This window comes from Carnobacterium funditum DSM 5970, assembly GCF_000744185.1.
Taxonomy (GTDB): domain Bacteria; phylum Bacillota; class Bacilli; order Lactobacillales; family Carnobacteriaceae; genus Carnobacterium_A; species Carnobacterium_A funditum.
Genome location: NZ_JQLL01000001.1, coordinates 730,690 through 755,569 on the forward strand (window position 1 = coordinate 730,690; position 24,880 = coordinate 755,569).

Below are 24,880 nucleotides of genomic sequence, written 5' to 3' on the forward strand. Positions count from 1 at the left end.
AACACTTGATGAAAACAATATTATTTTATTCACAAAGTAAAAAAAGATTAGAACTTTCTCATATACTCTAGTTTTTCTATTCAATTCCATTTTTTTAAAATCATTTTATTATTCTATTTAAAAAAAAGAAAGAAACAGACTTTAAAATCTGTTTCTTTCTTTTTATACGAGTCCTTGACTAATCATTGATTGAGCGATTTTCATGAAACCAGCAATATTTGCACCCACTACGAAATTACCTGGCATATGATATGTTTTAGCAGTATCTCGTACTTCAATATAGATGGATTCCATGATACTTTCTAGCTTCTCGTCTACTTCTTCAAATGACCAACTAAGTCGCTGGCTGTTTTGAGACATCTCTAAAGCAGAGACAGCTACCCCGCCAGCATTCGCTGCTTTGCCTGGTGCATAAAGGATTTGAGCTTCCTGATAGACTGCTATTGCATCTAAGTTAGAAGGCATATTTGCTCCTTCAGCAACTGCAATGACTCCTTTTTCAATCATTTTTTTCGCATTTTCACCATCTATTTCATTTTGCGTAGCACAAGGCAACGCTACTTGGTATTCCTTTTCTATGTCCCAGATACTTCCTTCATAATAATATGCTTTAGGATGGTATTGAACGTATTCCGAAATTCTTTCTCTCTCTACTTCTTTTAATTGTTTAATAGTAGTGTAATCAATTCCATCCGGATCCCAAATGTAGCCATCAGAATCTGAACAAGCAATAACTTTCCCACCTAATTCGTGAACTTTTTGAATGGCATATATAGCTACATTCCCACTTCCAGAAACAACTACTTTTTTATTTTTAAACGATTCACCAGTATCTTGAAGCATTTTATCTGTGAAATAAACAACCCCATAGCCTGTTGCTTCCGTTCTACCAAGACTACCTCCTAGAAAAACTGGTTTCCCTGTTAAAACTCCTGCTTTAGAACCGTTCAAGCGCTTATATTGTCCATATAGGTAGCCAATTTCTCTAGCTCCAACTCCGATATCGCCTGCAGGAACATCTAAATCAGGTCCAATATGCTGTTGCAATTCAGTCATAAAGCTTTGACAAAAACGCATGACTTCATTATCTGACTTCCCTTTCGGATCAAAATCACTACCGCCTTTTCCACCACCAATTGGTAGACCTGTCAAACTATTTTTGAAAATTTGTTCAAAGCCAAGAAACTTAACAATACTTTGATTTACACTTGTGTGAAAACGAAGACCGCCTTTATAAGGCCCATTTGCTGAATTAAACTGCACACGAAATCCTCTATTTACTTTGGTTTCACCTTGATCATTCATCCAAGGGATTCTGAATTGAATAATTCTTTCAGGTTCAATCATTTGTTCTAATATATTTTGTTGAATAAATTCAGGATGAGCAGTAAATACTGGTTCAATACTACCAATAAACTCTTTAACTGCTTGTAGAAATTCAATTTGATCAGGATCTCTTTTCAGTATTTTTGCATATGTGTCTTCAATGTATTTTGCTGCTTCTTGCATACTATCTCCCCTTACTTTCTTTAATTGTTAACAAACATGTTGTTTCTTGTTCCATATTATATCATATTTCTTTTTCAAAATAAAATTTTTGTTTCATCCTAATCATCATGATCATCTTTAAATTTAATTTGCCGTGCATTTTAGTTAAATAGCTGTTAAAATTATAAAGTTGATAATTACTATGCCTATAATGAGTAAAATATTCTATGGAAAATTTATTTACAGGAGTGAAGTACAAATGATTACAATGAAAAATATCATTTTGGAAGGCAACCCCACTTTACGAACGCCCGCAGAGGAAATTACTTTTCCTATTGGCGAGGACATACAAACAATGGGGCAAGAGATGTTGGAATTTTTGAAAAATAGTCAAGATGCAGAATTAGCTGAAAAATATCAACTTCGTGCCGGAGTTGGCTTGGCAGCGCCTCAGTTAGATGTTGGAAAAAAAATGATTGCTGTCCATATACCTAATGTCGATGATGAAACAAATGAACCTCTTTTGAGTACAGTTATGATTAATCCAAAAATTGTTAGTCATTCTGTTCAAAGTGCTTGTCTAGCGGAAGGAGAAGGATGCCTTTCTGTTAACCGTGATGTTCCAGGATATGTTCCTCGTCATACTAGAGTAACTGTGACTTATCTTGATTTGGATGGAGAAAAACAGAAAATCCGATTAAAAGATTATCCAGCTATCGTTATTCAACATGAAATTGACCATACTAACGGAATCATGTTTTACGATCATATTAATAATGAGGACCCTTTTCATTTAGATGAGAACGTTTCTATTCTATCTTAGTTAAATATTAAGCAACAAAATATATGAGAATTGGTTGGAACAAAGAGAGCATATTCCCTTTGTTTCAACTTATTTTTATTAAACAAACTCAATCTAAACGACAAAAAACACTGTAACGCATCCTATACTAAACTATTTACCACTATATTAAGCCCTTGCTTATAAATAAAACTACTAGAAACTATTGTTTAGTAAACAATAGTTTCTAGTAGTTTTATTTATTTCTATCTTTTTTAATGGAGATAAGGGGGATCGAACCCCTGACCTTTTGGCTGCCAGCCAAACACTCTCCCAGCTGAGCTATACCCCCATAAATAAGAAATGAATCTTATTTATTTACTGTTTTATTATATCAGATTAAGTTCTTGCAATGCAAGATAAATCCCATCTTCATTACAGCTTTTAGTTATTTTATCTGCTTTTAATTTTACCGTTTCTAAAGCATTTCCCATTGCTACTCCTATGCCTACTTCAGTAAGCATTTCAAGGTCATTTAACCCATCTCCGAAAGCAATCGTATCTTCAACTGCAAATCCTTGTTTTTTTGCAAAATCTAATACCGTATGTGCTTTAGACCCATCATGCGGGACAATATCAACTCCACTATCATGCCATCTGATAAATTTAAATTTAGGGAATTGTCCATTCTCATAGGCATTCTTTTCTTCGTCGGTATAAAATATTAATCCTTGATAGATAGGATTAGTTAAATGATAATCACGATCGTAAAGAGGCGTACTAGATCCAACACTCTTCATAGCCGTAATCATTCTGATATCATTTTTTTCGCTTCTTCTTTTCAACATGTCAGCAGATTCATAAATAATATTATGATTTAGTGCATCTGCTATTTTAATTAATCTTTTTAGTTCGCTTTGATCCAATCTATTTTCATAGACTAATTCATTGTGAAAATATCCTACTGCCCCATTGCAAAGAATATAATTATTAAATCCTAAGTCATCAATGACTGATTTAGCTAAATATAAATTTCTTCCGGTTGCAATGACAACCTCATGACCTTCTTCTTTCAACTTGTCTAAGGCTTTTTTTGTATTTGGCAAAAAATTTTTTTCATGATTTAACAAAGTGCCATCTATATCAAAAAATATCATTTTCTTTTCCATTACCCTCTGACCTCTCTCTATAATAATCTTTTATTCTTGCGCTTGTTTAAATTGACTGTTATATAACTTTTCATAGAATCCACCTTTATTTAACAGTTCTTCATGATTGCCTTGCTCTACAATTTCACCTTGGTCCATGACCAAAATCAAATCTGCATCACGAATAGTTGATAACCTATGAGCAATAACGAAGCTCGTACGTCCTTCCATTATTTTTTTCATAGCTTTCTGGATCAAAGCTTCTAAGCGGGTATCAACCGAACTTGTTGCTTCATCTAAGATAAGAATCCTAGGATTAGAAATGATTGCCCTAGAAATGGTTAATAGTTGCTTTTGTCCTAAAGATATATTAGAAGCTTCTTGATCTAACCCCATATTATACCCATCAGGCAAAGTGCGTATAAAATGATCAACGTTTGCTGTTTTAGCAGCATCTACAACTTCATATTCCGTAGCATCTAATTTACCAAAACGGATATTATCTGCTATTGTTCCATTATATAGCCAAGCATCTTGTAAAACCATACCAAACTGCGCTCTTACTTCTTTTCGATCCATAGTTTTCGTATCAATTCCATCTATTTTTATTGCGCCACTATCAACATCATAAAAACGCATCAATAAGTTTATTAGTGTCGTCTTACCTGCTCCAGTTGGACCTACAACAGCCACTTTTTGACCACTTTTTACTTGAACGTTTAAATCCTTTATCAACGGCTTACTTTTATCATATCCAAAAGTGACATGCTCAAAAGTAACATCTCCGGATACTGGTTTAGGTATATCTACTCGAATAACATCTGGTTTCTCTTCAGGTTCATCTAAAATTTCAAAAATTCTTCCAACTGCTGCTGCAGCACTTTGAAGGACTCCTGAAAGTTGGGTTATCTGAGTAAGAGGTTGATTGATTTGCCAGATATACTGCGTAAATGCTTGTAAGTTACCTAAAGACAGTGCACCTTGGATGACAAATAATCCACCTAATACGGCTACTACAAAGTACACTATATGAGTAGCAAAACCAATTAAAGGACTCATAATTCCTGAAATAAAAGCCGCTTTAAAGCCATATTCACTCAGATTTTGATTAATCACTTTAAATTCTTCTAATTTATCTTGTTCTTTTCCATATAGTTTTATCTCAGAGAATCCACTATAGCTTTCCTGAACATGCCCATTCATCGCTCCTATAGCATTTTGTTGTTGAATGAAATATGGTTGCGATTTGCGAATAATGTATTTTGAAATAAAAAGTGAAGTAGGAATCAATACTAAAATAACTGCCGCCAATGGTACAGATAAATACAACATCATCAGAACTGCAAAAACAATTCCCATAATCGAGTTTACAATTTGGATTAAACTTTGTTGCATAGCATTACTTACTGCATCTACATCATTTGTTACACGACTTAAAATATTTCCTTGTTGATTACGATCAAAATAAGAAACTGGTAATCGATTGATTTTACTTTCAATTGTATTTCTTAAATCGCGCATAGTATTTTGAACAACATTAGTCATAATATAAGCAGAAGCATAAAGAGTTAGTTGATAAACTGCTGAAACACTTAACATAATAATAAGGACTTGACGGACATATAAAAAATTAATTTTAGCTCCTGGCACCCCTTTAACTATATCGGCTACATTTTTCCCAACTTCTGTTAAAGCAAGACCAATAATAAAGGGTTGGAGTGCACTCATTAGCATACAAATCATCGTCAATACAATAGCTGAAATGAAGCCTGTCTTATAAGTCTTGATGAATTTCCACAAACGCCGAATTGCGACTAACGATCCTTTCATGTTAATTCCTCCTTCGACAATTGAGATGCAGCTATATCATAATAAATATCTGACATTTTTATTAGTTCTTCATGCGTGCCTTGCGCAACTACGATTCCTTTATCTAAAACGATTATTTTATCAGCATGCCTAATAGAACCAATTCTTTGCGCAACAATCAAAACAGACGCATCTTGAGTTTCAGACTTTAAACGCTCTCTTAATCTTGCATCTGTTTGATAATCTAATGCAGAAAAACTATCATCAAAGACATATACATCAGGTTTTTTTATGATGGCTCTTGCGATAGAAAGACGTTGTTTTTGTCCGCCAGACATGTTGCTTCCACCTTCTGCTAAGACTTCTTCATATTGAGCTGGTTTTGATAGAATGAATTCCTTAGATTGAGAGATATCAGAAGCCTCATCTACTTCATTAGTGGTCGCATTCCATTTGCCATATCGCATGTTATGAGAAATAGTCCCAGTGAATAAAAGAGCTTTTTGAGGAATGAATCCTACTTTTTTTCGTAAAGCTTTTAGTTGGTAATCTCTAACATCCACTCCATCTATTAAAACACGCCCTTTTGTCACATCATAAAAGCGAGGGATCAACTGTATCAAAGTTGATTTCCCACTTCCGGTACTACCAATAAATGCAACTGTTTCTCCAGGATTAGCACTAAAACTAACATTTCTAATAACGGGCGACTCGGTATTTCCAGGGTAAGCAAACGTAACATTTTCAAAAACGACCTGTCCATGAGTAGTTGTTTCTATTACACCATTTTCATTTTCATCAATCGAAGGTACCGTTTGAATAATTTCTTCTATTCTTTCTGCCGATACAGCTGCTCTTGGGTACATCATAAATACATTCGCAAACAGCATAAATGAAAATAAAGCGAGAAAAATATATTCTATAAATGCAATTAAATTACCTATTTGTAAATTTCCACTTTGAATTTCAATTGTTCCAAACCAAACAATTGTGATTAAAATTATATTAAATATAATAGAAAAACTAGGCATAGCTAATGCCATTAACTTAAAGAGTTTTTTTGAAACTCTTGTATAATTTTGATTAACTTTAATGAATCTTTCTTCTTGAAATTTTTCTTTAACAAAAGCTCTAATTACTCTTAAACCGGTTAAGTTTTCACGCAAGTTTTGATTGATATGATCTAAACTTACTTGTTGTTTTTCTGATAACGGTTCTGATTTCCGAGCTATTAACCATACGATTGCAAACAGAAATGGAATGGCTAGCAATACAGTATACGATAGTGACGGACTTGTTCTAACAATCATTATAAAACTAGAAATAAACATTACGGGTGTCATCATACCTAACCTTAAGAGCATTTGTAAAAAAGTCATCACTTGAAAAGCATCATTTGTTGTCCTAGTAACCAATGAGGAAACACCAATATGATTGAATTCACTATGAGAAAAAGATTGAACAGACATAAAAATATCATTTCTAATATCTCTAACAATTTCAGTAGTTATTTTACTTCCTGTATAAGCTAAGCCTATCAGACTAATTAATCCTATAATAGCTATTACAACCATCCATTCACCATAATTCATGACCTCAGAAAAATCATTCATAATAATTCCTTTGTCAATAATTAAAGCTAATAAAGTTGGTAACCCTAATTCAATAATAACAAAGCCAAATACACATAGAAAATTCAACCCTAGCAATCCCTTGTAATTTTTTAAATAACTTAACATTAATTTCACTTTGTTCATCTCCTTTTAATCCATCACGACTAAACTCTTTCTAGTTAATATAGCATAGTCTAGATAAAAGAAACATTCGTCCTTTCATTTTTTATTATTCACTAGATTTTTTTCTTTTTTTGGGTGATTAGTCTTAGTTTCTATACTTACTAATTGAACTATGTTAAAATAGTAGTATCTGTTGTGAGACTAACACAACCACCAGTTCGGGAAAAATAGTAAAAAATATTTCAGCGTTGAGTTACACTGTTTAACTATGAAATTTTTTCTGCTTGTTTTACCAGTATAATGTATGAAACAAAACTGATGTGGTTCCATCTAATCAGCACTAAGTAGTGTAATATGATGGTTTTTTTCATTATGCACCAATACGCCCAATAATCGTCTATAAAACAAATCATCATTATGATGATATTAAAAAGGAGAGAAATATATGATTTACAAAATCACTTATCAAGAATCTAATATAAGAAACCCGAAACGGGAAGAAACAAAATCTTTATATATCGAAGCTAACACAGAAATTGAAGCACGTAGTCTTGTTGAAACGAACACCCCCTTCAACATTGAGTTCATACAGCCTTTAGATGGCAGTCATCTAGAATATGAACAAAAAAACGCAGCCTTTGCTCTTACGGAGTTTGCTAAATGAAACCATCTATAAAAAACAATGAAGCAGCCGTTTTTGCCATTGGGGGTTTAGGTGAAATTGGTAAAAATACCTATGGCATTCAATTTCAAGATGAAATTATCATTATTGATGCCGGTATCAAATTTCCCGAAGACGACTTATTAGGAATCGATTATGTTATTCCTGATTATAGCTACATTGTTCAAAATATCAATAAAGTAAAAGCTTTGGTCATCACTCATGGCCATGAAGATCATATTGGTGGTATCCCGTTCTTATTAAAACAAGCGAATATTCCTATTTATGCTGGTCCCTTAGCAAGTGCTTTAATTCGGAATAAATTAAATGAACATGGATTGCTACGGGATACTGAATTACACGAAATCGGTGAAAATGACGTTATCAAATTCCGTAAAACAACTGTTAGTTTCTTCAGAACAACACATAGTATTCCTGAAGCTTTTGGAATTGTTGTTAAAACACCTCCTGGCAATATTGTCGCAACGGGAGATTTTAAATTTGATTTCACTCCAGTTGGTCAACCAGCTGATTTGCATAAAATGGCTCGTATTGGAGATGAAGGAGTCTTAGCTCTTCTTTCAGATAGTACAAATGCTGAAATTCCGACTTTTACAAATTCAGAACAAGGCGTTGGTGAATCCATTACAAATATTATGCAAAAAGTTGAAGGAAGAATTATTTTCGCCACTTTTGCTTCTAATATTTCCCGTCTAGAACAAGTTGCACAAGCGGCTATCACAACAGGTAGAAAAATAGCAGTTTTTGGTCGAAGTATGGAATCTTCTGTTGTAACTGGACGTTCACTAGGTTATATTACGGCTCCTGATGAAAAATTTATTGAGTCTCAAGAATTAAATCGTATGCCTGCAAACGAAACCATTATTTTATGTACAGGTTCACAAGGTGAACCTATGGCTGCCTTAAGCAGAATCGCTAATGGAACACATCGTCAGATTTCAATACAACCTGGAGACACTGTTATTTTTTCAAGCTCTCCAATCCCTGGAAACACAGCTAGCGTTAACCGAGTTATTAATTTATTATCTGAAGCTGGAGCAAATGTTATTCATGGAAAAGTTAATAATATCCATACTTCTGGACATGGTGGCCAACAAGAACAAAAATTAATGTTACGTTTAATGAAGCCTAAATATTTTGTTCCAGTCCATGGTGAGTATCGTATGCAAAAAATTCATGCTGGTTTAGCTGAACAAATTGGTATGTCTAAAGAAAATTGCTTTATTTTGGAAAATGGCGATGTTCTTGCCTTAACTGCAGAATCTGCTAGAAGAGCAGGACATTTTGATGCTGGAGATGTTTATGTAGATGGAAAAGGTATCGGAGATATTGGAAATGTTGTCTTACGCGACCGTCGTTTACTTTCTGAAGAAGGTCTAGTCGTTGTCGTTGTTACGATTGACTACAAATCTAAAGATATCTTAGCTGGTCCAGATATTTTATCGCGTGGTTTTATTTATATGAGAGAGTCTGGAGAACTAATCAACGATGCTCAACGCGTTATTACTAGAAGCTTGAGAAAACTAATTGCTGACAGTGATGAGCCACTCACAGAACAAGCAATTAAATCAGTTGTTATCGAGAGTCTAAAACCTTTCTTATATGAGAAAACAAAACGTCATCCAATGGTCTTACCAGTTATTATGCCGGTATAAAAAAAACCTTACTTTCTTTTTGAAAGTAAGGTTTTTTTATTTAATTATATTTGTTTGATAAACGTGTAAACAGGTTCATCACTTTCTTTATTGTAATCTACTTTCAAATCATATCCGCTAAAAAACCAGTCATCATTCTTTTCAATAAAATAGGTTACTTCATTAATTTCTATTTTAGTTAGAACATCTTCAGGTTGACAGATACTCATTCCAACTGAAAAGCCTTCATGCACATCAGTCTTTCCATATACTTTACCCATAAAACATACACCACTATCTTTTGAAACCCCAACTTCTTTTTCGAACCATTTTATTGCATTTTCAGTTAAGTCTATTTTCATTTTTTACTTCACAGAACCTAAAACTGTGAATCCTCCCTTCGTTGCTTACCCTATAGTTAGTTTAACATTATAGTTAGTTTAACATATCACTATACAAAAAACAGACGTTGAAATTTCGTTGTTTCAACAATATTTTTTTAATGAATGAGATGATGTCTAAAAGCGTATATTGTGGCTTGAGTCCGATCATCAACATCTAATTTTGCTAGTATATTAGAAACATGTGTTTTAACTGTTTTTAAGGTTATGAAAAGAGTATTAGCAATCTCTTGATTAGAATTACCTTGTGCGATTAACAATAAAATTTCTTTTTCACGTTTTGTTAAATCCTCATGAAGAAAACGCTGTCTCTTTTTCGAGAATCGCGTCATCATTTTTGCAGTAACTTCTGCTTCTAAGATAGATTCTCCTTTATAAGTAGAACGAATGGCATCAGCAATCTCTCTTGCTGTAGATGTTTTCAATATATAACTCGCTGCTCCTGCCTCAAGAGCCGGATATACTTTTTCATCATCAATAAAGCTAGTTACAATAATAATTTTTGCATCTGGCCAATCTGTCATGATAGCTTTCGTTGATTCGATACCATCCATAACATCCATTACTAAATCCATCATAATAACATCTGGTTTAAGTTCCATTGCTTTTTGATAACCTACTTTTCCGTTCTCAGCCTCACCAATAACTTCAATATCTGGTTGAATAGATAAATAAGATGAAACGCCTAGTCTTACCATCTCATGATCATCAATCAATAATACTTTTATCATTCTACTTCACTCCTTTTGATAAACGGTATCTTAATTTCTATACTAGTCCCATTATTTAAGAAACTAATGACTTTAAATGTTCCACCCATATTGCTTACTCGTTCATTTATATTAACTAGACCATAATTACCCGCTTTTTTTTCATCAGGATTAAATCCAATCCCATCATCAATCACTCGCAAAGACAACGAATCGTGGTATTGCTTTAAGTAAACTTCCAGTTCTTTAGCTTTTGAATGCCTTAACGTGTTTGAAAGGAGCTCTTGTATTATCCGAAATAAATGATCTTCCATTCCGGTTTCTAAAGTGACTTCATCTATCTCCCAAGTCATTTTTATTTGTATTTTCGTTTTTAGTTCAGTTAATAATTGTTCAATTCCTTTTTTCAACGTTTTACCTTCTAAATTAATTGGCCTTAGGTGTAGTAATAGCGCTCGCATTTCGGATTGTGATTCATTAATAATACTTTCCACCATTTTGAGTTGTTTTTTCATCACATCATCAGTATCTTCTATCTGTTCGTTGATTGCTGACAAAAGCATCATTGCTGCAAACAACTGTTGACTAACCGAATCATGTAATTCTCTAGCAATACGACGTCTTTCCATTTCTAATATTTCTTCTTTTGTCTGTCCATCAACTTGTGAAGGATAATTACTTTGTTTCTGAATTTCTTTAGATAAATCAAGTAGTTTAATACGAATAGAAGAAAGTGAATCTTTTATGTCTTCTAAATGGTCAAACTCTCCTATTTCATTATCCAATAATCCGTCTATACGATTAACTGAATAATTTCCATTAGCAAGCAAATGTAACGTTTCTTCTATATGCCGCCATTCTCTTCGTTGAAGCTCATATAACAAAAGAGATGTTAACAACCCAATAATTAATGATACGCCTATTAGGTAAAGTATATAAGGCACCTGTAAGAACTGTGTTGTAAAAATAGTAATGACCCAATTATTAGGTTGTATTGCATAGCCGTAAGATAAGGAAATAATCAGAAAAAATAAAAAGGAAAAAAAAGTAATCTGAGTAAATCGTATCCTGATATTCTTTTTTTTCATATTGTTATCACCTCTAAATCCCCAACTAGAACGGTCGTAATCAGTTTTATTTTCCTTGTATTTTCATCATACTGTTCGCTATATAACTTTACAGATTCATTGCTTAATACAAAAATATCACTTTCAAAAAATACTTTTCCTTTGAAGGCACTGTGTTCAATCATTATACCAATTCCTGTTGGAACTAAGATACGGGTCTTACCAAAGCCTTTGCGTATAATGACATAACTTTCATCTTTAGGTAAAAGCGTATTGCCTAAATCTACAATTGTATCTCCCATAAAGACAGTTAAATTAATATCATCCCACTCATAGACTGCATTACCGATTCTTTCATTCCCAAACCAACTTCTTTTAAATCGTTTGCCGTTCTTTGGCAAACTCTTTGCTGTTTCTACAATAATTATATCTTTATCTTGCCACGGGGCCTCAAAATTAGAGAATCTAAAATTTAATAATGACTTGTTACCTAAAACTACAAAAAACAGAATGGCACAAATTAACATAAACCAAACTGCACTTGTGGATAATAGAGCAATTAAAATTAAAATACTACCAATCATTAAATAATTTTGGCGTTTTGAATTATTTTTTTTGTGTTTACTACGTAATAAAACTACTACTCCTATGATAAAAGTTAACAGCGTAAAACTATTGCTCACTGATTCGTATAATAACCATACTAACAACAATGCTTCAATTAGAACAAATAATTGCCATTTTTTTTTCATCGCACTTAATCTCCTTCACATTTGGTACTTTAGCATCAGTATAAACTATTTAAAAAGAAAAAACCGCCTGCTAAAGCATGAAGTCAGTCTAAGACTAAAGTCTGATAGTATTAATAAAAAAAGAATAGCTCATTGAAACTAGCCATCCTTTTTTAATTTATTATTATTCTATACTTGTTATTTTAATTGTCATATCTCCACCTGGTGTTGAAATAACAACTTGATCTTCAACTTTTTTGCCCATTAAAGCTTTAGCAATAGGTGAATCATTTGAGATGCGACCACTAAATGGGTCAGCTTCTGCACTGCCTACAATTGTGTATTCCTCAACTTCACCATCAGGTAATTCAATAAATGTTATCTTACGACCAATTGAAACTTCATCAGTTGCACTTTTTGAGTTGTCAATTATTTCAGAAAAACGCAACATTGTTTCAATTGTCGTAATACGGCCTTCAACAAAAGCTTGCTCATCTTTAGCTGATTCGTATTCAGAGTTTTCAGATAAATCACCAAAACTGCGTGCTATTTTTATTCTCCCAACAATTTCTTTTCTTTTTACTGTTTTTAATTCTTCTAATTCTGCCTCTAGTTTGTTTTTTCCATCTAAAGTCATTGGATATATTTTTTCTATCATAAGTGAATTCTCCTTTTTAAATAAAAGCTTGTCTATTGGTTTTATAATTATTTAATTATTGAAAGTTTTTTTACAATTTCAATAGAGATAAGATACCATGTAAGCTATTATTTGTAAACACTTTACAGGCATTCTTATATAATTTTAAGTTTATATTTTCAATTTATTGTCTTATAATTTCTTTAACTGTTTTTTCGTGATAATTTGTCTGTGTTTATTAAGACTTTAATTGATATTCAAGGATACTCTTAATCTTAGTTGTCATTAAGTCAATAGCAACTTGATTTCGTCCACCCTCAGGAATGATGATATCTGCAAATTTTTTAGTTGGTTCAATAAACTGTGTATGCATAGGCTTTACAACAGTTAAATATTGTTCAATAACAGAATCTAACGTCCTACCACGTTCTTCTATATCTCTTTTAATTCTTCGAATAATTCGAATGTCATCATCTGTGTCTACATAAACTTTAATATCCATCAAGTCTCTTAATCGTTTGTCTTCTAAGATTAAAATTCCTTCTAAAATAATAACTTCCTTTGGCTCTTGAACGATGAATTTATCGCTTCTTGTGTGGGCAGCATAATCATACACTGGTTTTTTTATTGGATGATAGTGGATTAAATCCGTCAAATGTTCAATAAGTAAATCTGTATCAAAAGCAAATGGATGATCATAGTTTGTATTTAGCCGCTCTTCATACGATATCTCACTTTGATCTTTATAGTAAAAATCTTGTTCCAACATTAATATAGAATGTCCAGTGAAATGATTATAGACTGCCCGGCTTACACTTGTCTTCCCACTTCCAGATCCACCTGTTACACCAATGACAATTGGTTTGCGTTCAGTATTCATGCTTTTATTCGCCCCATTCTTGTTGAAAAGTATTGATTTTTAACCATTTCAATGCTTTTTTCTCTTCTTTATTGCCTCGAATTATTAAGGAGTGATGTATTCTTCAACTAATTCTTGATGTTCGGCATACGTTCTTGAAAAATATACTTTACCCATTGAGGTATCTGCTAAAAAATAAAGATAGCTTGTATCTGAAGGATTTAATGTAGCTTTAATTGCATCTTCTGATGGATTATTAAAAGGTCCTGGCCCGTAACCTTTATTTTGATATAAGTTATAGGGAGAAACTGTTTCTAAGTCTTTATACGTTACGATTTCTTTGTGCTTGTTTAGCGCATACAGCACGCTAATATCTGATTGTAAGGGCATTTCTGCTTCAATACGATTGAAAAACACACTAGCAATTTTTGTGCGATCTTCATATGAATTGCCTTCTCGCTCAATTAATGAAGCCAAGGTAATCACTTGCTGAACAGTCATTTTTTTTTCTTGAATAGTCGCATAATACTCTTGCATTACTTCATCCGTCTTTTTAACCATATTTTCTATGACAGTCTCAAGAGACATATCTGCTGAGAAATCGTAGGTAGCTGGAAATAAATACCCTTCCAGTACATATTTTGTTCCCTTTGCTTCAGTTGCACTAGTTAATAGTTTTGGATAGGTTTGTTTTAATTCCATTAAGAACTTTGTGTTTTTCACTTTTTTTATAAAATCTGAAGAACTATAATCAGTTGATTTTGCAACTGATTCAGCTACTTGTTCAATCGTTAATCCTTCTTGAACTAATATCTTTGTTCCATCAAAAGCAATAGGACTTCCACCTGATTGAAGAGATTGAATGATTTCCTCCAAAGTCATTGAAGGAGAAAAAAGAAAATAGCCAGCTTGAAAATCAGTTTTATTATTTAACTTTATATAAAATCTAAACACGGACGCACTTTTAATAACTTTATTCTTTTCTAAAATACGAGAAATATCTGCCGAGGAAGAACCTGAGGGTATTTCTATTTGAATTTCTTCTTCACTAGTAGCATCTAATGGTTGAAGAGAAGATGTCACATACTGGTAACTAGCTATCCCAAAAATAATCATAAGAGTAACTAATATTGTAACAATGCTCCATACAATTTTTTTAACCATCTTTTTTTCTTTTTGCCGTTCGACCAATTTAGGATTCGTTTCAATTTTATTCTGCTCGTCATTTTTTTTCTTGCTTTTTATATCTTTCTTTTCCAAAAAGAGGCCCTCCTATCAAAATAAAGAAATAAACATATTTTAATATATCTTCTCTATTTTTGCACATTTTAACTACTAACTTGAATCATTATACATGATACCATACTCAAAGTGAATAGAAAAAGAGAACGACTAGTTATTTGTGTATTATTAATGACATTCGTTTCCTTAAATTATGTAGGTTAATTTTGATTTATTTCTTGCGTTTTTTTATTTATATATAGCTTTATAAACAGTAAAATTGAGCCAACGATTCCATCATCAGCTCAATTTCACTTAATTCAATTAGTTAAAAAGAAGTCTTAATCTTCATCTTCATCTGCCATGAAAGTATTTAATACTTCTTCGATCATGTCCCACTCTTCATCTGTTTCAATGGGTTCTAAATCCCCTTGTTTGCCATCCGCTTTCTCCACGTAAGAATAGGCTTGCAACTCAACCTCTTCTCCTTCTTCAGAACCAGCAGGATAAACTAACACATAGGATTTTTCAAAATCATCTGAGTCAAATGTAAATAGAATCTCGTATAATTCTTCATTGCCTTGCTCGTCTATAATTGTGATATGTTCATGTTCTTCGTGATCGTGATCGTGATCATGTTCGTGTTCATGGGCCATATTTAACACTCCTTTATAATTGTCTATAACTCTACTAATTTAGTTTAACCTAACTCTTTATCAAAAGCTAGTTTTGATTACTATCCAAATAGTTTTGGAGAATCATAACGGCTGCAACTTTATCTATGACTTGTTTACGTTTTGCCCGTGAAGCATTCCCTTCTTCAATTAACATTCTTTCTGCCTGAACTGTAGTGAGCCTTTCGTCCTGAAAAAAAACAGGCAGGTGGAATAAATCTTTTAAAAGGTCAGCATAACGAATCGAAGCTTCTGCTCTTGGCCCAATTGAGTTATTCATATTTTTTGGTAATCCAACAACAATTTTTGAAACTTCATATTCTTTGATTAATTCTTTTAATCTTTCCATACCAAATTCTTCTTGGCTTTCATTAATTTTTATCGTCTCAATTCCTTGTGCTGTCCAACCGAATGGATCGCCAATTGCAACGCCAACTGTTTTTGAACCTACATCTAATCCCATCGTTCTCATTGAATTTCTTTACCGCTCTCTTTCAAATAAGTCTTCACCAATTCTTCTACGATCTCATCGCGTTCATGACGTCTAATTAAATTTCTAGCATCATTATGACGTGGAACATACGCTGGATCTCCAGAAAGTAGATAGCCAACTATCTGATTAATAGGGTTGTACCCTTTCTCTTCCAATGCTTCATACACTAACGTCAATGTTTGTCTCACGTCTTTGTCATGATTATCACCAACATTAAACCGAACTGTTTCATCTATTGAACTCATATTATGCACCTCGATTTCTGTAAACTATATCTTTATTCTACAAGAAAGGACTTCAAACTACAATAACTATAAACAAATGAAACTATTTTTCGTTTTTATTATAAAATAGCTTCATTTTAGATTAAATAACCAATTAAAAACAAACTTTTTTAACTGCTATTTTCTTTGCTAAAGAAAGATTTAACTATTATTTCCTACCCAATCTGCTACTTCTTGTAATGCGTCTGTTAGTCCAGCAGGATTTTTACCTCCAGCTTGTGCCATATCTGGACGACCACCACCGCCGCCACCAACTAATGGTGCAATTTCTTTAATTAAATTACCTGCAGTTAGACCTTTTTTGATAGTTTCTTGATCGATTGCAGTCAGCAAGTTAACTTTTCCACCTTTTGAAAAACCAAGAACTAAGACATTTGAAATAGCTTTTTGTTTCCAATGATCGGCAAGTTGTCGTAACTGACTCACGTCTTTAACATCTACTTGTGCCGTGACGATACTAATACCATTTACTGTTTGAATTTCATCAAAAATATCGCTTGCCTGTTCATTGGCTAATTTCGACTGTAATGATTCATTTTCTTTTTGGGTTTCTTTCAACTCTAATTGCAACTGTTGAATTTTTCTCTCTACATCTTTAATTTGTTGAGCTTTTACTAGACTTGCTATTGTTTTCAAACGTCTTTCTTGTGTTTGCAAATAATGAAAGGCTGCTTCACTAGTAATAGCTTCAATTCTTCGAACACCTGCTCCTATGCCAGATTCTGAAAGAATTTTAAATAGCCCAATTTCATCAGTGTTATTCACATGAACTCCACCACATAATTCTATTGAATAATCGCCTGCACTGACCACACGAACTTCATTTCCATACTTTTCACCAAATAGTGCCATTGCACCCATTTCACGTGCTACGTCAATAGTGGTCTCTATTGTTTTAATTTCTAAAGACTCCCAAATTTTTTCATTAACTTTGTGTTCCATTTCATCTAATTCTGCTTGAGTTGCTTGCCCAAAATGAGTGAAATCAAAACGCAAATAGTCCGCCATCACTAGTGATCCCGCTTGATTAGCATGTTCTCCTAATACGTCTTTTAAAGCACGGTGTAATAAATGAGTAGCTGTATGATTTCGCGTTATTTTATTGCGCAAGCTTTTATCCACTGCTAGTTTCATTGTTTGGCCTACTAGCACATCACTCAATACTTCAACAATGTGTAAGGATTGACCAGCTGGTGCTCTCTTAACGTCTATTACTTTTCCAATTGTATTTCCATCCGAATCTAGCAATAAACCTTTATCTGCAATTTGACCACCCATTTCAGCATAAAAAGGGGTTTGATTAAAAATCATTCTAACTTTTTCGCCTGCTTTAGCTGTCTCAACTAATTCTTCATCTGTTGCTATTACTTCAAGTCTTGCTTCTACTAAAGTTTGATCATAACCAATAAAAATACTATCAACAGCTAAATCTGAGAATAATTTTGTTTGTACACCCATTGATTTCCCATCACTTCTAGCTGATCTCGCACGATCACGTTGAGCTCCCATTTCTTTGATAAAGCCTTCATGATCGACTGATAGGCCTTCATCTTCAGCATATTCTTCGGTTAATTCGACAGGAAATCCAAAAGTATCATATAATTTAAATATATCTTTTCCAGTAATTTTATTTTCACCCGCTATTTTCAACTCCGAAATAAGTTGATTTAGAATTGATAAGCCGTCATTAATCGTTTCATGAAAACGTTCTTCCTCATTTTTAATCACTTTTTCAATAAAGGCTTGCTGTTCTAAAATTTCAGGATAAAACGAATCCATAATATTTCCAACAACTGGAACTAATTTAAACATAAATGCTTCATCAATTCCTAGTTTTTTACCATGCATCACTGCACGGCGAAGCAATCTTCGTAAAACATATCCACGTCCTTCATTTGAAGGCAGTGCACCATCACCAATCGCGAAACTTACTGCGCGTAAATGATCTGCGATTACTTTAAATGAAATATCATCTTGTTTATTTATTCCATAAGATTTATTTTGACTTAATTTTTCAGTTTCACGAATAATAGGCATAAACAAATCTGTTTCAAAATTTGTAGGAGCATCTTGTAGAATTGAGACTACTCTTTCAAGTCCCATACCTGTATCTATATTTTTATTTGGTAGTGGTTCGTAGGTCCCGTTTTCTTTATGATTAAATTCAGAAAACACTAGGTTCCATATTTCGAGCCATCTTTCATTTTCACCGCCCGGATAATTTTCAGGATCATCTTTTGATAAGTGATTAAATTTTTCTCCACGATCATAAAAAATTTCAGAATCCGGTCCGCTAGGTCCAACTCCAATATCCCAAAAATTATCTTCAATTTCGATAATATGGTCATCTCTAAGACCGACTTTGTCTCTCCATAACTTAGCAGCTTCTTTATCTTCTGGATAAACTGTTACATAAAGCTTTTCAGGATCTAATGCTAACCACTTATCACTTGTCAAAAATTCCCATGCCCAAACAATTGCTTCTTCTTTAAAATATTCTCCAATAGAAAAGTTCCCTAACATTTCAAATAACGTATGATGCCTAGCCGTTTTCCCTACATTTTCGATATCATTTGTGCGGATACTTTTTTGAGCATTTACGATTCTAGGGTTATCAGGTATAACAGAACCATCAAAATATTTCTTTAGTGTTGCTACACCTGAGTTAATCCATAATAATGTTGGATCTTCAAACGGGACAAGTGAAGTACTAGGTTCAACCTTATGACCTTTACCTTCAAAAAAATCTAAAAACATTTGACGAACTTGGTTACTAGTTAATTGTTTCATTTTCTTTCTTCCTTTCGAATTCCTTATTTTTAAAAAAAGAGTATAAAAAAAGCCAAACAACAACATTGCTAGACAAGGACGATGTAAGCGCGGTACCACCTTGTTTGCAATGATGTCATTCAACCTATTCATTACCTCTTAAGTCTCTATAACGTGAGAAACGATAGTATTGCTACTATAGTATTAAAAAAGGGAGCATTTCTTTAACTTACCAGTTTTCTTGCAGCCTTGGAAAACTTCTCTAAAGGTTAAAATATAAAAAAACATGTCCTTTTCGCTATCGTTTTAAATTATAGGAGAACTTTTACTAAAAGTCAATAACAAACCAATGAATGATTGAACTCACTAAAGAAAATTTAATAGCGCTATGGTGACCTGACTTTTCTTTAAACAGACTTATACATTTTCGATTGTAGAATCCTTAGCCATTGTAAATCCTCTACCCCAGACTTCGCTAGCGCTCATTACTACAACAAACGCATCTGGATCTACTTCTAAGATTGTTTCTCGTAAATAAGTAAACTCACGCTCACCTATTACGCACATCAGCATTTCTTTTTTGTTATTTCCGTATCCTCCAGTAATTCGTAAATTAGTGACACCTCTATTTATATTTTGATAAATAGCTGCTCTAATTTCAATAGCTTGATCTGAGATAATCATTACATTCTTAGATCTATTGAATCCAACTTGAATGATGTCAATCGTCCGGCTAATAACAAACAACGAAATAATGGAATACATAACCGTTTCTGCATCAAATGCTATCAACGCTGCAAAAATAACAACTCCATCTATTAAAGCCATACTTGTACCCAAAGGTAATTTTAAGTACACATGAATAATTTGGGCGATAATACTTGTTCCGCCTGTAGATCCCTTAGCTTTAAAAACAAACCCTAAGCCTATTCCTGTCGTGATGCCTCCAAATATTGCTGCTAATAATGGATTCATTGTTAAAGGTTCCATAAAATTTAATAAACCAATAAATGCTGGTAAAATTAAACTTCCTAAAATTGTTTTAAAACCTGCTTCTTTACCCAAAGCGATAAAACATAAGACTAATAGCGGGACATTAAATGCTAATTGTACAACTGAGGGGTTCCATTGATATAAACTATTCAAAATTGTACTTATACCGCTAATACCACCTGATACAATAAAGTTTGGCAAAAGAAATATATTGAATGAAACTGCTGCAACAAAAGAACCGACCACAATAAAGATGATGTCGATTATATGCAGAGGAAACTGATCTTTTTTAAATTTTTTTCTCACTATAAACACCTTTTTCTTTAGACTTTTCAAACTACAGACTATTCTATCATTAAAGTAGACTTTTTATACTGATTTTTGAAAAAATAATTGAATTATATCAAATAAATGGATTAAAAGATGTTGCACTGGTTGCTACGCCAAATAGGGCTATTATGAGCGCTTTTCCGTTTATTTATACAGTTGGTATTGATCCAACCGGGTTATTAGGGAATCTATTTATTTCGCTCTACATTACTCAAGATAGTTTTGGTACGGCAACAAACGTTTCCAGTAACAATGTCATCGCACTTATAATTAATAAAACCTATCATAACTATATTTTGAAAAGAACTAAACCTGTTAAAAGTAAAACTTAACGACGTGTCAGTAACTAACGTCATAAAATAGCCTATCTATGTAAAAAAGAAGCGGGGATCACTACAATGTCCCCACCTCTTTCATATATCTGGATTTTCATTCTAGAACATCCTCTAAAAACATCCCCGACGTTCACTGGTCTTCGACTATCTTGTGCTTTTTCGTGAAGCGATTCGAGTCCAACTATTTCATGCCTCACTTCCTTCTTCCTTCTTTTTTCTATTATCTTTTTAACTGATTGAATAACTACTATACTTCTCATTTACTGACCTATAATCATTCATCTATTATTTATTTTTAGGACACTATGTGTAATGAATTTTTCTATCTCTACTACTATAAAGACACCAATCCCTATAACAATAGGGTAAATCCAATCATTCAAACGAATTGGGTAAAGTCCTAATGCGTTGCTTAAGAACGGGACATAGGTGACTAATAGTTGGAAAATAATCAACAGACCCGATACTAGAAAAGCAGCTTTATTATTAAAAAATTGACGATTCAAACTGAAGTGACGTTCAGTTCTTACATTAAATAAATGAAACAACTGAGCTAAAACGAGTGAATGTAGTGCCACCGTATTCAATATTTCAACATCATATCCTGCTAGTAAAACTAGATTAACCCACATGATTGATCCGCCAATAAGCATGGAAACAAAAAGGATACGAAAGACGTAGTAAGGACTTAACAATCTTTGATTAGAATCACGTGGCGGTTTTGACATTGTGCCTTTTTCTAAAGGTTCAAAAGCTAAAGCTAAAGCGATTGTTACAGCAGTAATCATATTAACATAAAGAATTTGCACCGGTGTTAACGGTACTTCAATCCCTACCAATAATGCTGTCGTAATCAATAATGCTTCAGCACCGTTAGTTGGTAAAATAAAGAGGATCGTTTTCTTTAAGTTGTCATATACTCTTCGACCTTCTTTTACCGCATTAACAATGGTTGAAAAATCATCATCCACTAAAACCATCTCGGAGGCTTCTTTAGCTACTTCTGTCCCTTTGATGCCCATAGCTATCCCAATGTCTGCTCGTTTCAGTGCTGGTGCATCGTTCACACCATCACCGGTCATGGCACTAATGTGTCCATTTTTTTGCAATGCTTCTACCAGTTTTAATTTATTTTGAGGACTCGTTCGTGCAAAGACATCAACCTCTTCCACAATCTCTTGTAATTCTGTATCGGACATCTTTTCTAGCTCACGTCCTTCACAGACGTTATCTTGATCGGTAATCCCTAGCTGTTTGGCAATCGCCAAGGCTGTTTCTTTATGGTCTCCTGTAATCATTTTAACCTGGATACCCGCTTCTTTACAGACTTTGATGGCTTTTATAACATTCTCTCGCGGTGGATCAATGATACCTGTAAGTCCAAGTATCGTTATTCCTGATTGAATATCCTCATGATCAATGTGCTCTTTTGTCTTCGAGATTTCTTTGATTGCCATTGCGAGAACACGTTCACCTTTTTTAGACCGTTTATTCATTTGTATTTCCCAATAGTCACGTGTTTTTGAATCCAAATCAGCCATTTCAAATAAACGATCCGGCGCACCTTTAATGTAGATCTTTTTATGTCCGTTTTCTTCGACTAATCCTGCCATATATTTGTATTCTGAATCAAATGGAATTTTAGAGTTTATTTCAAGTGCATCAATAGAGGTACTTGCTTTTTCTGCTAGTGTTATTAGGCACCCTTCCGTTGGGTCTCCTCTCACGAGCCATTCATCATCTTTTTGATAAATATCAGACTCATTTACTGTTTTGGCTACGGTGAGTAACTCTTTCAAGTCTCTATCTTCATCGACATCTTTTTTATCTTCCAATTCGTTTACTATCTTACCTTCCGGTGCATAACCCAATCCTGTTACAGTATAGCTATTTTCTCTAGTGATTACCGATTGCACCGTCATTTCATTTTTTGTAAGTGTCCCTGTCTTATCTGAACAAATAACCGTTACAGCACCTAGCGTTTCTACTGACGGAAGTGTGCGCATGATTGCATTTTTACGTGCCATGGATTGTACACCTGATGCCAAAATAATAGTTAAGATAGCAGGAAGCCCTTCAGGAATAGAAGCGACTGTTAAACTAATGACGGATAGTAAAAGTTCGCCCCAGTCATAATCATGAATAGCTATGCCAGCTATGAATAACATAGTGGCCAAAGAAAGAATTACGATTGAGATCGTTTTTCCGAATTTAGCCGTTTGTTTGAGCAATGGTGTCTTCATTTCTTCCACTTCACTCATAGATCGGTTAATTTGACCCAATTCTGTTGTTTCTCCTGTTTCAACAACAATGCCTTTTGCAGTCCCTGAGGAAACCATTGTTCCTGAAAACACCATATTTGTTCGGTCCCCAAGGGGTGTATCCTTTTCTAAAGCAGCCGTTTGCTTTTCTACGGACGTTGATTCTCCTGTTAAAGAGGACTCTTCTACTTTTAGCCGTTCTGTACGAAACAGCCGAATGTCTGCAGGGACCTTGTCTCCAGAATTGAGTATCACAATGTCTCCTGGTACGAGCTCTGACGCATTTACTTCTTTTTTCTGTTCATTTCTAAGAACGACCGCTTCTAGGGACAACATATTTTTGATTCCTTCAAGCGTTTTTTCTGCTTTATTCTCTTGAATGTATCCAATCACAGCATTGATAATAGCAACAAGTAAGATAACAATAGTATCAACATAGTGACCTAAAACAAGTGTAACAACAGCAGCAAACAATAAGATATAAATAAGCACATCATTAAAATGTTTCAAAAATTTCAACCACTCGGGTATACCTTTTTTTTCAGGTAATTCATTTAATCCGTACTCTTCTTTTCGTTTTTCGACTTCCTCTAAAGTTAATCCTGTTCGACTGTTTGTCTGTTTTTCTTTTTCTGTTTCTTCACTACTTAAATGAAACCATTTAGTCTCAGCCATGACATTCCCTTCCCTTCTTAGTCATCTGATTCTTTGGAGTAAGTTTTGTCTCTTTTTGACCTTAATTTGAAAAAAGTTTTATATAAGATATCATAACATGTTAAGACACCTTATTTCTCTCATGTTATCTTATTGCATTGAAACTTATTTAGCCTATCTATGATAAATAAATTGGCTCGAAAAAAAACTCAAAAAATAGGAATGGATTTTACTCCATCCTATTTTTTTATATATGCTTACTCATATATGAATCATGAACGATTTAAAATAAGTGATTTTTTTATAGGTTTACTTTAATTAGTTGGATAGTGTCGTTTAAGATAACTGGAGAGCGATTCTGCTTCACGTCCCATAATTGTACGGTAATCCTCCGTAACGATATCCATCAGTCCACAGTTGGCAGCTTCGTACATGGAAACTAAGAGGCCACCAAATCCTTTTGGTTCATCGTAAGTCTGAGCAAACTTCTTTAGAGACATTGGGGAAAATCCAATCTTTTCGCCAGATACTTTGCTGAGTGTATCAGCCAGTTCTCTCATAGTATAAGAACGATTTTGTGTCAGTGTATACGTCTTATTCTGAAGGGAAGCGTCTGCTGCAACTTCCACAATAGCTTTAGCACTATCCTCTCGGGAAATAAAACTGACCTTTTCATGAGGCACAGGATAGACGACATTTCCCCGTTCAATGAGTTCTGGAAGATAATTAATCAAAGGATCGGCATACATCGCATTTTTCAATATCGTATATGAGAGCGATGAACAGGCCAGACGTCTGGTGGCATAGCCGTAGAAAGGACTCATTTGGAACGGATTGTTTTCCTGATCCGCATAGAAACTCACGAAAATGACGTGTTTCACCTTTGCCTCCTCAGCAGCTAGAACAACATTTTCGATTTCTGGTAGCCGTTCATAGCTCGGATGCACAATGCTGGGAATATAAACTAGGACATCCGTATCCTGCCAGGCAAGGACAAGTTCTGCCTTGTTAGAATAGTCAGCTTTTTTCACTTCCACTCCCATTTGCTTATATTTCTCAGCTTTTTTGATAGTGCGAATCGATATTCGTAATTCTTCAATAGATAGTTTTTCAGTGGCGACCTTCAGCACTTCAGTACCTAGATGACCCGTCGCTCCTGTAATTGTATAACGCATGACGGTCT

Annotated in this window: 22 protein-coding genes and 1 tRNA gene; 4 read left to right on the plus strand and 19 right to left on the minus strand. The window is 33.8% G+C overall.

Annotation, left to right across the window (positions count from 1 at the left end; translation table 11 throughout):
* Positions 1 to 162 precede the first annotated feature (162 nt).
* Entirely contained in the window at positions 163 to 1,509 is a 1,347-nt protein-coding gene (gdhA, locus tag BR44_RS03290) for an NADP-specific glutamate dehydrogenase (RefSeq protein ID WP_034550605.1), read from the minus strand.
* A gap of 238 nt (positions 1,510 to 1,747) precedes the next feature.
* On the opposite strand from gdhA, the gene def reads away from it, so the two are divergent.
* A complete protein-coding gene (gene def, locus BR44_RS03295; RefSeq protein ID WP_034550609.1) occupies positions 1,748 to 2,311 on the plus strand; it encodes a peptide deformylase in 564 nt (187 codons plus the stop codon).
* Between the two features lie 237 nt (positions 2,312 to 2,548).
* Here the strand turns inward: def and BR44_RS03300 are convergent.
* The 4 genes from BR44_RS03300 to BR44_RS03315 form a co-directional block, all read right to left on the minus strand.
* A tRNA-Ala gene (locus tag BR44_RS03300) sits at positions 2,549 to 2,621 on the minus strand.
* A 37-nt stretch (positions 2,622 to 2,658) separates the two neighbouring features.
* Positions 2,659 to 3,438: a Cof-type HAD-IIB family hydrolase gene (locus BR44_RS03305; RefSeq protein ID WP_034550611.1), complete on the minus strand. Its 780-nt coding sequence runs from the start codon at positions 3,436 to 3,438 to the stop codon at positions 2,659 to 2,661.
* 30 nt (positions 3,439 to 3,468) lie between these two features.
* Positions 3,469 to 5,247 carry an ABC transporter ATP-binding protein gene (locus tag BR44_RS03310; protein ID WP_034550613.1) on the minus strand — a complete coding sequence of 593 codons (1,779 nt, stop codon included), beginning with the start codon at positions 5,245 to 5,247 and terminating at the stop codon, positions 3,469 to 3,471.
* The gene (locus BR44_RS03315; protein ID WP_034550614.1) at positions 5,244 to 6,974 is read right to left on the minus strand and encodes an ABC transporter ATP-binding protein; all 1,731 of its coding nucleotides are present in this window, start codon (positions 6,972 to 6,974) and stop codon (positions 5,244 to 5,246) included. Before BR44_RS03315 ends, BR44_RS03310 begins: the two co-directional genes overlap by 4 nt.
* A 433-nt stretch (positions 6,975 to 7,407) precedes the next feature.
* On the opposite strand from BR44_RS03315, the gene BR44_RS03320 reads away from it, so the two are divergent.
* Positions 7,408 to 7,626, plus strand: a complete 219-nt coding sequence (locus BR44_RS03320; protein WP_034550616.1) for a DNA-directed RNA polymerase subunit epsilon — start codon at positions 7,408 to 7,410, stop codon at positions 7,624 to 7,626.
* Positions 7,623 to 9,299, plus strand: coding sequence for a ribonuclease J1 (gene rnjA / locus BR44_RS03325; protein ID WP_034550618.1), 1,677 nt, complete (start codon positions 7,623 to 7,625; stop codon positions 9,297 to 9,299). The genes BR44_RS03320 and rnjA overlap by 4 nt, the downstream gene beginning before the upstream one ends.
* A gap of 44 nt (positions 9,300 to 9,343) precedes the next feature.
* Here the strand turns inward: rnjA and BR44_RS03330 are convergent, their stop codons facing one another.
* The 12 genes from BR44_RS03330 to BR44_RS03385 form a co-directional block, all read right to left on the minus strand.
* Positions 9,344 to 9,640 (minus strand): HesB/YadR/YfhF family protein, encoded by a 297-nt coding sequence (locus BR44_RS03330; RefSeq protein ID WP_034550619.1) that lies wholly within the window; start codon positions 9,638 to 9,640, stop codon positions 9,344 to 9,346.
* Positions 9,641 to 9,777: 137 nt separating this feature from the next.
* Positions 9,778 to 10,410, minus strand: a complete 633-nt coding sequence (locus BR44_RS03335) for a response regulator transcription factor (RefSeq protein ID WP_034550620.1) — start codon at positions 10,408 to 10,410, stop codon at positions 9,778 to 9,780.
* A complete protein-coding gene (locus tag BR44_RS03340; protein ID WP_034550622.1) occupies positions 10,407 to 11,477 on the minus strand; it encodes a sensor histidine kinase in 1,071 nt (356 codons plus the stop codon). Before BR44_RS03340 ends, BR44_RS03335 begins: the two co-directional genes overlap by 4 nt.
* Positions 11,474 to 12,208 carry a cell wall-active antibiotics response protein LiaF gene (liaF, locus tag BR44_RS03345; protein ID WP_034550625.1) on the minus strand — a complete coding sequence of 245 codons (735 nt, stop codon included), beginning with the start codon at positions 12,206 to 12,208 and terminating at the stop codon, positions 11,474 to 11,476. Before liaF ends, BR44_RS03340 begins: the two co-directional genes overlap by 4 nt.
* Positions 12,209 to 12,371: 163 nt before the next feature.
* Entirely contained in the window at positions 12,372 to 12,845 is a 474-nt protein-coding gene (gene greA, locus BR44_RS03350) for a transcription elongation factor GreA (RefSeq protein WP_034550626.1), read from the minus strand.
* 217 nt (positions 12,846 to 13,062) lie between these two features.
* Positions 13,063 to 13,704, minus strand: a complete 642-nt coding sequence (udk, locus tag BR44_RS03355) for a uridine kinase (protein WP_034550627.1) — start codon at positions 13,702 to 13,704, stop codon at positions 13,063 to 13,065.
* 84 nt (positions 13,705 to 13,788) lie between these two features.
* Positions 13,789 to 14,943 carry an endolytic transglycosylase MltG gene (gene mltG / locus BR44_RS03360; protein ID WP_245592908.1) on the minus strand — a complete coding sequence of 385 codons (1,155 nt, stop codon included), beginning with the start codon at positions 14,941 to 14,943 and terminating at the stop codon, positions 13,789 to 13,791.
* Positions 14,944 to 15,245: 302 nt separating this feature from the next.
* Complete coding sequence (locus BR44_RS03365; RefSeq protein ID WP_034550630.1) at positions 15,246 to 15,560, minus strand: DUF1292 domain-containing protein; 315 nt, start codon at positions 15,558 to 15,560, stop codon at positions 15,246 to 15,248.
* A 67-nt stretch (positions 15,561 to 15,627) separates the two neighbouring features.
* Positions 15,628 to 16,050, minus strand: coding sequence for a Holliday junction resolvase RuvX (ruvX, locus tag BR44_RS03370; protein WP_034550632.1), 423 nt, complete (start codon positions 16,048 to 16,050; stop codon positions 15,628 to 15,630).
* The gene (locus BR44_RS03375; RefSeq protein ID WP_034550635.1) at positions 16,047 to 16,316 is read right to left on the minus strand and encodes an IreB family regulatory phosphoprotein; all 270 of its coding nucleotides are present in this window, start codon (positions 16,314 to 16,316) and stop codon (positions 16,047 to 16,049) included. The genes ruvX and BR44_RS03375 overlap by 4 nt, the downstream gene beginning before the upstream one ends.
* Positions 16,317 to 16,496: 180 nt before the next feature.
* Positions 16,497 to 19,145: an alanine--tRNA ligase gene (alaS, locus tag BR44_RS03380; protein ID WP_034550637.1), complete on the minus strand. Its 2,649-nt coding sequence runs from the start codon at positions 19,143 to 19,145 to the stop codon at positions 16,497 to 16,499.
* A 396-nt stretch (positions 19,146 to 19,541) separates the two neighbouring features.
* Positions 19,542 to 20,423, minus strand: a complete 882-nt coding sequence (locus BR44_RS03385) for a YitT family protein (RefSeq protein WP_034550638.1) — start codon at positions 20,421 to 20,423, stop codon at positions 19,542 to 19,544.
* Between the two features lie 86 nt (positions 20,424 to 20,509).
* Between BR44_RS03385 and BR44_RS03390 the strand changes: the two genes are divergently transcribed.
* Positions 20,510 to 20,779 carry a cation:dicarboxylate symporter family transporter gene (locus BR44_RS03390; RefSeq protein ID WP_342668079.1) on the plus strand — a complete coding sequence of 90 codons (270 nt, stop codon included), beginning with the start codon at positions 20,510 to 20,512 and terminating at the stop codon, positions 20,777 to 20,779.
* Positions 20,780 to 21,060: 281 nt separating this feature from the next.
* Here the strand turns inward: BR44_RS03390 and BR44_RS03400 are convergent, their stop codons facing one another.
* Complete coding sequence (locus BR44_RS03400) at positions 21,061 to 23,718, minus strand: cation-transporting P-type ATPase (RefSeq protein WP_034550642.1); 2,658 nt, start codon at positions 23,716 to 23,718, stop codon at positions 21,061 to 21,063.
* Between the two features lie 293 nt (positions 23,719 to 24,011).
* A complete protein-coding gene (locus BR44_RS03405) occupies positions 24,012 to 24,872 on the minus strand; it encodes an NmrA family NAD(P)-binding protein (protein WP_034550644.1) in 861 nt (286 codons plus the stop codon).
* Positions 24,873 to 24,880 lie beyond the last annotated feature (8 nt).

What these genes read in the sequence shown, in the direction of transcription:
- gdhA (WP_034550605.1), bottom strand. Translation starts at nt 1,509, where the DNA reads ATGCAAGAAGCAGCAAAATACATTGAAGACACATATGCAAAAATACTG.
- def (WP_034550609.1), top strand. Translation starts at nt 1,748, where the DNA reads ATGATTACAATGAAAAATATCATTTTGGAAGGCAACCCCACTTTACGA.
- BR44_RS03305 (WP_034550611.1), bottom strand. Translation starts at nt 3,438, where the DNA reads ATGGAAAAGAAAATGATATTTTTTGATATAGATGGCACTTTGTTAAAT.
- BR44_RS03310 (WP_034550613.1), bottom strand. Translation starts at nt 5,247, where the DNA reads ATGAAAGGATCGTTAGTCGCAATTCGGCGTTTGTGGAAATTCATCAAG.
- BR44_RS03320 (WP_034550616.1), top strand. Translation starts at nt 7,408, where the DNA reads ATGATTTACAAAATCACTTATCAAGAATCTAATATAAGAAACCCGAAA.
- rnjA (WP_034550618.1), top strand. Translation starts at nt 7,623, where the DNA reads ATGAAACCATCTATAAAAAACAATGAAGCAGCCGTTTTTGCCATTGGG.
- BR44_RS03330 (WP_034550619.1), bottom strand. Translation starts at nt 9,640, where the DNA reads ATGAAAATAGACTTAACTGAAAATGCAATAAAATGGTTCGAAAAAGAA.
- BR44_RS03335 (WP_034550620.1), bottom strand. Translation starts at nt 10,410, where the DNA reads ATGATAAAAGTATTATTGATTGATGATCATGAGATGGTAAGACTAGGC.
- BR44_RS03340 (WP_034550622.1), bottom strand. Translation starts at nt 11,477, where the DNA reads ATGAAAAAAAAGAATATCAGGATACGATTTACTCAGATTACTTTTTTT.
- liaF (WP_034550625.1), bottom strand. Translation starts at nt 12,208, where the DNA reads ATGAAAAAAAAATGGCAATTATTTGTTCTAATTGAAGCATTGTTGTTA.
- greA (WP_034550626.1), bottom strand. Translation starts at nt 12,845, where the DNA reads ATGATAGAAAAAATATATCCAATGACTTTAGATGGAAAAAACAAACTA.
- udk (WP_034550627.1), bottom strand. Translation starts at nt 13,704, where the DNA reads ATGAATACTGAACGCAAACCAATTGTCATTGGTGTAACAGGTGGATCT.
- BR44_RS03365 (WP_034550630.1), bottom strand. Translation starts at nt 15,560, where the DNA reads ATGGCCCATGAACACGAACATGATCACGATCACGATCACGAAGAACAT.
- ruvX (WP_034550632.1), bottom strand. Translation starts at nt 16,050, where the DNA reads ATGAGAACGATGGGATTAGATGTAGGTTCAAAAACAGTTGGCGTTGCA.
- BR44_RS03375 (WP_034550635.1), bottom strand. Translation starts at nt 16,316, where the DNA reads ATGAGTTCAATAGATGAAACAGTTCGGTTTAATGTTGGTGATAATCAT.
- alaS (WP_034550637.1), bottom strand. Translation starts at nt 19,145, where the DNA reads ATGAAACAATTAACTAGTAACCAAGTTCGTCAAATGTTTTTAGATTTT.
- BR44_RS03400 (WP_034550642.1), bottom strand. Translation starts at nt 23,718, where the DNA reads ATGGCTGAGACTAAATGGTTTCATTTAAGTAGTGAAGAAACAGAAAAA.
- BR44_RS03405 (WP_034550644.1), bottom strand. Translation starts at nt 24,872, where the DNA reads ATGCGTTATACAATTACAGGAGCGACGGGTCATCTAGGTACTGAAGTG.